We start from the raw sequence: 5,053 nt of genomic DNA on the forward strand, positions 1-5,053 counted from the left end.
ATCAGATAACCGCGAGCCGCATGCCCGACGCATCCAGCAACATTCCAGACGGTCCCGCCCGGAGTTCAGCTTTTGAGCGTTGGGCATCGACGGTCTATTTCATCGTCGGGCAATTCGGGTGGTTCGCCTGCGTGCTGAGCGCAGCGCACGATGTCCCGTGGATCGGCGTTGCCGTCACGCTGGTCCTGGTCGCCGTGCATCTGGCTCGGGTGGACCGGCGAGTGCCGGAGCTCAAGCTGCTGGCGAGCGTGATTGCGATCGGCGCCGTTTGGGAAAGCGTGCCGGTCGCGGCCGGGTTGCTGGTCTACCCGAATGGTACGGTCCTTCCCGGCGCCGCACCTTACTGGATTCTCGCGTTGTGGGCGCTCTTCGCCGCGCAATTCAATACGACCTTCGGTTGGCTCAAGTCGCGCATGCTGCTGGCTTCGGTGTTGGGCGCGGTTGCGGGGCCTTTATCGTTCCGGGGCGGCGCTGCGCTGGGCGCGGTCCGGTTCGCGCAGCCTTTGGCGGCGACGCTCACGCTGGCTGCCGGTTGGGCGGTTTTGCTGCCCGTGCTGATTCTTTTGTCGCGACGCTGGGATGGGGTCCACACCAATGCGTGACTGCTTGTCAATCTGGAATAGTCCTTGCTAGGTAAAGGTCATACGACTTACGGATATTCCAGGGCTTTATCCATGACACGCCAAACCGAACACCAGCTCAGCGAATCGAGTTGGCTTCCCCAACGCGATGTTGCGACGATTGCAAGGCAGGCATGCTCCGACGCGATTCCCGTGTCTTCGACCGGCGCGCGGGGCGCGACGCCTCCCGCGACTTACTTCATCTCGGTGCTTGAACTTGCCACTGGCGAGAAGCTCGGTAATAACGAACGGCTTCGCGCTATCGCCATGCTCGAAGCGCATTTCGCTGCTGGCCGGCCCCGCACGCTGAACGAGGCGGTCCGGATCTGCGCGGGCGCGATCGATTCATCGACGCTTCGGCGCATGGCGCGGGGCGCCGGGGCCTGATCAGATGGACGATTTGCAGCGCAGACGCCATGTATCGTCCGCGCGGGTCAGCGTGACTGCAGAAAGCGGCTCCAGATCCATCCGATAAACCGTCGTAAGCGGTGCGTCCAGCACCACGGCAAGCACCACCTTGATTACGATGGCGTGCGTCACGATCACCGTAGTCCCGTTATCGCGCTGTTTGTCGAGCGCGCGTCGAACCCGCCTCTGAAGGGCCTCCAGGCTTTCGCCGCCATGCGCAGCGCTGTCCGGTTCCGACAACCACGCGCTCAATGCGTCGGTCTCCTCGTCGTAGATCTCTTTCAAAGAACGTCCTTGCCAGCAGCCATGATCCAGGTCGCTCCACTGCGCATCGGTCGACATTTCGATGCCAAACGTCCGTCCCGTTTCCACGGCGGCATGGGACGGGCTCGTGATGACACGGTCGGGCACATAAACCGATGCAAGCGCCGAAAGACGCGGGCGCTCGAGATGCTCGATCGGATCATGGAGCGTGGGAAACATGCCGGTTTTCATGGCGTGCGTTGCCGCGTGGCAAAGCAGGATCAGTTCGTTTTTCATGGTTTCCGGATTCGCTTCAATGATGCATTGCTTTACTTTCGGTGATCACATCTTAGAATGGCAAGCTTGCAGCGCGAGGAAGCCGGTGAAAACCCGGCACGGTCGCGCCACTGTAAGCGTGCCGAGTGCGTTTTCATCCTTGAATCAAGGTAAAAAAACCATTCGACGCATGCAAGTCAGACCCCCGCTGCAGCCTTTCTATTTTCTTACGGGACGCGCTTATCCCTCGGAGCTTTCATGAATCAAGCCAATCCAACGGCGAATCTGTCCGCCATGAATCCCGCATTTGATGCACCCGTACCTATTCCGGTGCGTGAGGTGCTGCCTTGGGCGGTGTTTATCGGTCTGCTTTTGTTGATCGCAATTTATTTCGTGGGCGCGGAGCAAGGCGCAACGTCGATCTTCCAGGGCATGTATATCCACGAGTTCGTGCACGACGGTCGCCATCTGCTCGGTTTCCCCTGCCACTGAGACAGTCCATGATCAGAAATCTCCTCATACGCGGCATGATCGCGGGGCTGGTCGCGGGCCTGCTCGGTTTCGGGTTTGCAAAAACCTTCGGCGAGCCGTCGGTGGATCGTGCCATTGCATTCGAATCCCAGCAGGAACAGGCACATGAGCAGGCGGAAGCGGCCGCCGGGCATCCGCACGAACATGGCGACGATGTCGAACTGGTCAGCCGCGGCACGCAAGCGGGGCTAGGTTTGCTGACAGGCGTCTCGGTGTTCGGTACGGCGCTGGGCGGTTTGTTCTCGCTCGTGTTCGCGTTTTCGTATGCGCGGCTCGGTGCGTTGCGCGCCCGCGGAACGTCAGCATTGCTCGGCGTGTTCGGCTTTGTGACGGTTGCAATCGTGCCGTTTCTCAAGTATCCGCCGAACCCGCCGGCCGTGGGAAATCCCGAGACGATTGGCGCGAGAACGGCGCTCTTTTTCGGCATGGTCGCGATCTCACTCGTGGTGGCCGTGTTCGCGGTGCGGTTTCAGCGCCGCATGCAGCCGACACACGGCAACTGGAATGCGTCGCTGATTGCGCTCGCGGGTTACATCGTGCTGATGGGGCTCGCTTACGCTGCGTTGCCATCGATCGATGAAGTACCGGCGAAGTTTTCGGCGACCTTGTTGTGGAATTTCCGCGTGGCCGCAATCGGCATTCAGGCGGTGATCTGGACCACGCTCGGTTTGTTGTTCGGCGTGCTTGCACAGCGTGAAGTGGAACGTGTGCCCGCGCGGCGTGTAGCAACGGCTTGATCGATTAAGATTCCTGGTACGAGAAGGGCGGCTCGCGAGCCGCCCTTTTTTATGCCGCTGCTTTTCTGGCCAGCAAGGCAGGGAAGAGGCCGAGCTTGTCGGCGTCGGGCAATGTCTTCCATGCCTTGATCTCTTCGCGGCTTCTGAAGCAGCCTTCGCAATAACCCGTGGTTTTATCGAGGCGGCATACGTCCGTGCAGGGTGAACCTACGGGCTGAAGCTGGCTCGCACGTTCGATGGTGAATGCGAGTTCAAGCGGCGGTTTTACAGGTGTTTCCAAAGGCATTGTCATAGCGGTTCGCCACGGAAAAGGGCGGCAGCTGCCGCCGGATTCGTCGGCCAGTAAGTGTGCATGTAGGTCGCGGTAATCGGGCCTTGCTGGTAGAAGGCTTCGCCTTCCTTGCCCGTGGTTGCGTGCGTTGCGTTCAGGACAGGTGCCATGTCGGTCGTCACTGACGAGTAATGGAATGTGTGCCCTGTACTGACGCCGTGACGGCTTTCGATGCGCTGCATAGCGAGGCGGGAAAGGCGTTTTTGCATCTTCGCGTGGCCGGGTAAGAGGCCGAGCATGGTGTGCTTTGCGCCATCTATATCGGTCAGCGACTCGAGAAGATACAGCATGCCGCCACATTCGGCGACCACCGGTTTCCCTGCTCCGACATGCGCGCGAATCGATGCCGCCGTCGTCGCATTCGCGGCAAGGCGCGCGGCGTGGAGTTCGGGATAACCGCCCGGCAGATAAAGCGCATCGGCATTGAACGGTTCATCGGCCAAGGGAGAAAAGTGCGACAGCGTTGCGCCCATCGATCTGAGCAGATCGAGATTGGCTGGGTAGATGAACGAAAACGCCGCGTCACGCGCAATGGCAATATGCAGACCTTCGAGCAAACATGGTGGCTGTTCGCGAGGTTCCTCGGCGAATTCAACTGAAGGAGGCAACTCGCGCAACGTAGTCTCGCCGATGGCGTCCGCGGCGCGATCCAGCCGTGCATCGAGGTCTTCGACTTCGGCCGCTTGCGTCAGACCGAGATGACGCCCGGGCAGCGCGACGTCGTCCATGGTCGATACATGTCCGCAATAACGCACGCCCTCGGGAATCGCTTCGCGCAGCATTTGCGCGTGCCGCTCGGATGCCACGCGGTTCGCCAGCACCCCGTAAAACGGCAGGTCGTCACGATACCGCGCGAGCCCGAACGCCACCGCGCCGAAGGTCTGCGCCATGCCATGCGCGCCGATCACGGCCAGCACCGGTACGCCGAATGTCGCGGCAAGATCGGCGCTGCTGGGGGTGCCGTCGAAGAGACCCATCACGCCTTCAATCAGGATCAGGTCGGCCGTTTGCGCGGCTTCTGCAAGCAACGCGCGGCAGCCGCGCTCGCCGACCATCCAGAGATGCAATGCATAAACGGGCGCGCCCGATGCGCGTTCGAGGATCATCGGGTCGAGGAAATCCGGGCCGGTCTTGAACACGCGCACACGCCGGCCGAGCCGTCTGTGATAGCGCGCAAGCGCTGCGGTCACGGTGGTTTTACCCTGGTTCGATGCAGGCGCGCTGATGAATAAAGCAGGACAGGCGCGCACGTCAGAACTCGACGCCACGTTGCGCCTTGACCCCTTGCTCGCGATACGGATGCTTGACCGGCCGCATTTCCGTCACGAGGTCGGCCGCTTCGACCAGCGCTTCGGGGGCATGACGGCCTGTCACGACCACATGCAGCATCTCGGGCCGTGCGTTGAGCACGCCGAGGACTTCATCGAGCGGCAGGTATTCGTATTTCAACACCGTGCAGAGTTCGTCGAGCACGACCATCTGGTACTCGCCGCTTTCGATCATGGTGCGCGCCGCGTCCCAGCCCTTGCGGGCGGTGGCGATATCGGCGTCGCGATTCTGCGTGTCCCAGGTGTAGCCGTCGCCCATCGTCACAAAGTCGCAATTGGCGATCGCGCCGAGAAAATCGCGTTCAGACGTATGCAGCGCACCCTTGATGAACTGCACGACGCCAAGCCGCATGCCATGGCCGAGCACGCGCACGGCCATGCCGAATGCTGCCGTGGTCTTGCCTTTGCCCGTGCCCGTATTGACGATCAACAAGCCTTTTTCAATCGACGCCTGTGCCTGCTTTTTCTCGTGGCCTTCCTTGCGACGCTGGGTCATGCGCAGATGCGCTTCTTCGTCCGTTTTCATTACGTTCTCTCGTTGTCTTTCTGTTGATTCAGGTTGTCTTCGGCAATGGCGAC

8 protein-coding genes and 1 riboswitch are annotated in these 5,053 nt (G+C 61.0%); of the genes, 4 read left to right on the plus strand and 4 right to left on the minus strand.

Annotated elements, in window-relative coordinates:
- Both ACFFAR_RS24125 and ACFFAR_RS24130 read left to right on the plus strand, forming a co-directional pair.
- Positions 1–602, plus strand: a 602-nt coding sequence (locus ACFFAR_RS24125; RefSeq protein ID WP_375508597.1) for a DUF2878 domain-containing protein, incomplete at its 5' end; no start/stop codon positions are given.
- A gap of 72 nt (positions 603–674) precedes the next feature.
- The gene (locus ACFFAR_RS24130) at positions 675–1,007 is read left to right on the plus strand and encodes a hypothetical protein (RefSeq protein ID WP_375508598.1); all 333 of its coding nucleotides are present in this window, start codon (positions 675–677) and stop codon (positions 1,005–1,007) included.
- Here the strand turns inward: ACFFAR_RS24130 and ACFFAR_RS24135 are convergent, their stop codons facing one another.
- Complete coding sequence (locus ACFFAR_RS24135; protein ID WP_174364532.1) at positions 1,008–1,568, minus strand: histidine phosphatase family protein; 561 nt, start codon at positions 1,566–1,568, stop codon at positions 1,008–1,010.
- Between the two features lie 52 nt (positions 1,569–1,620).
- A riboswitch (cobalamin riboswitch) is annotated at positions 1,621–1,775 on the plus strand.
- Positions 1,776–1,805: 30 nt separating this feature from the next.
- Between ACFFAR_RS24135 and ACFFAR_RS24140 the strand changes: the two genes are divergently transcribed.
- Positions 1,806–2,039, plus strand: a complete 234-nt coding sequence (locus ACFFAR_RS24140; RefSeq protein WP_062171235.1) for a CbtB-domain containing protein — start codon at positions 1,806–1,808, stop codon at positions 2,037–2,039.
- 8 nt (positions 2,040–2,047) lie between these two features.
- Complete coding sequence (locus tag ACFFAR_RS24145) at positions 2,048–2,815, plus strand: CbtA family protein (protein ID WP_174364531.1); 768 nt, start codon at positions 2,048–2,050, stop codon at positions 2,813–2,815.
- A gap of 49 nt (positions 2,816–2,864) precedes the next feature.
- On the opposite strand, the gene ACFFAR_RS24150 is transcribed toward ACFFAR_RS24145, so the two are convergent.
- Genes ACFFAR_RS24150 through cobO form a run of 3 tightly spaced genes read right to left on the minus strand, consistent with a single transcriptional unit; the run spans position 2,865 to position 5,000 of the window.
- A complete protein-coding gene (locus tag ACFFAR_RS24150) occupies positions 2,865–3,107 on the minus strand; it encodes a DUF1289 domain-containing protein (protein WP_174364530.1) in 243 nt (80 codons plus the stop codon).
- The gene (locus ACFFAR_RS24155) at positions 3,104–4,396 is read right to left on the minus strand and encodes a cobyrinate a,c-diamide synthase (RefSeq protein ID WP_375508599.1); all 1,293 of its coding nucleotides are present in this window, start codon (positions 4,394–4,396) and stop codon (positions 3,104–3,106) included. The genes ACFFAR_RS24150 and ACFFAR_RS24155 overlap by 4 nt, the downstream gene beginning before the upstream one ends.
- Before the next feature lies 1 nt (position 4,397).
- On the minus strand, positions 4,398–5,000 hold the full coding sequence (gene cobO / locus ACFFAR_RS24160) for a cob(I)yrinic acid a,c-diamide adenosyltransferase (protein ID WP_174364529.1): 603 nt from the start codon (positions 4,998–5,000) through the stop codon (positions 4,398–4,400).
- Between the last annotated feature and the right edge of the window lie 53 nt (positions 5,001–5,053).

The organism is uncultured Caballeronia sp., assembly GCF_964243625.1.
Classification (GTDB): domain Bacteria; phylum Pseudomonadota; class Gammaproteobacteria; order Burkholderiales; family Burkholderiaceae; genus Caballeronia.

Excerpts from the sequence above, each read along its gene's own strand:
- ACFFAR_RS24130 (WP_375508598.1), top strand. The coding sequence starts at position 675 with ATGACACGCCAAACCGAACACCAGCTCAGCGAATCGAGTTGGCTTCCC.
- ACFFAR_RS24135 (WP_174364532.1), bottom strand. The coding sequence starts at position 1,568 with ATGAAAAACGAACTGATCCTGCTTTGCCACGCGGCAACGCACGCCATG.
- ACFFAR_RS24140 (WP_062171235.1), top strand. The coding sequence starts at position 1,806 with ATGAATCAAGCCAATCCAACGGCGAATCTGTCCGCCATGAATCCCGCA.
- ACFFAR_RS24145 (WP_174364531.1), top strand. The coding sequence starts at position 2,048 with ATGATCAGAAATCTCCTCATACGCGGCATGATCGCGGGGCTGGTCGCG.
- ACFFAR_RS24150 (WP_174364530.1), bottom strand. The coding sequence starts at position 3,107 with ATGACAATGCCTTTGGAAACACCTGTAAAACCGCCGCTTGAACTCGCA.
- cobO (WP_174364529.1), bottom strand. The coding sequence starts at position 5,000 with ATGAAAACGGACGAAGAAGCGCATCTGCGCATGACCCAGCGTCGCAAG.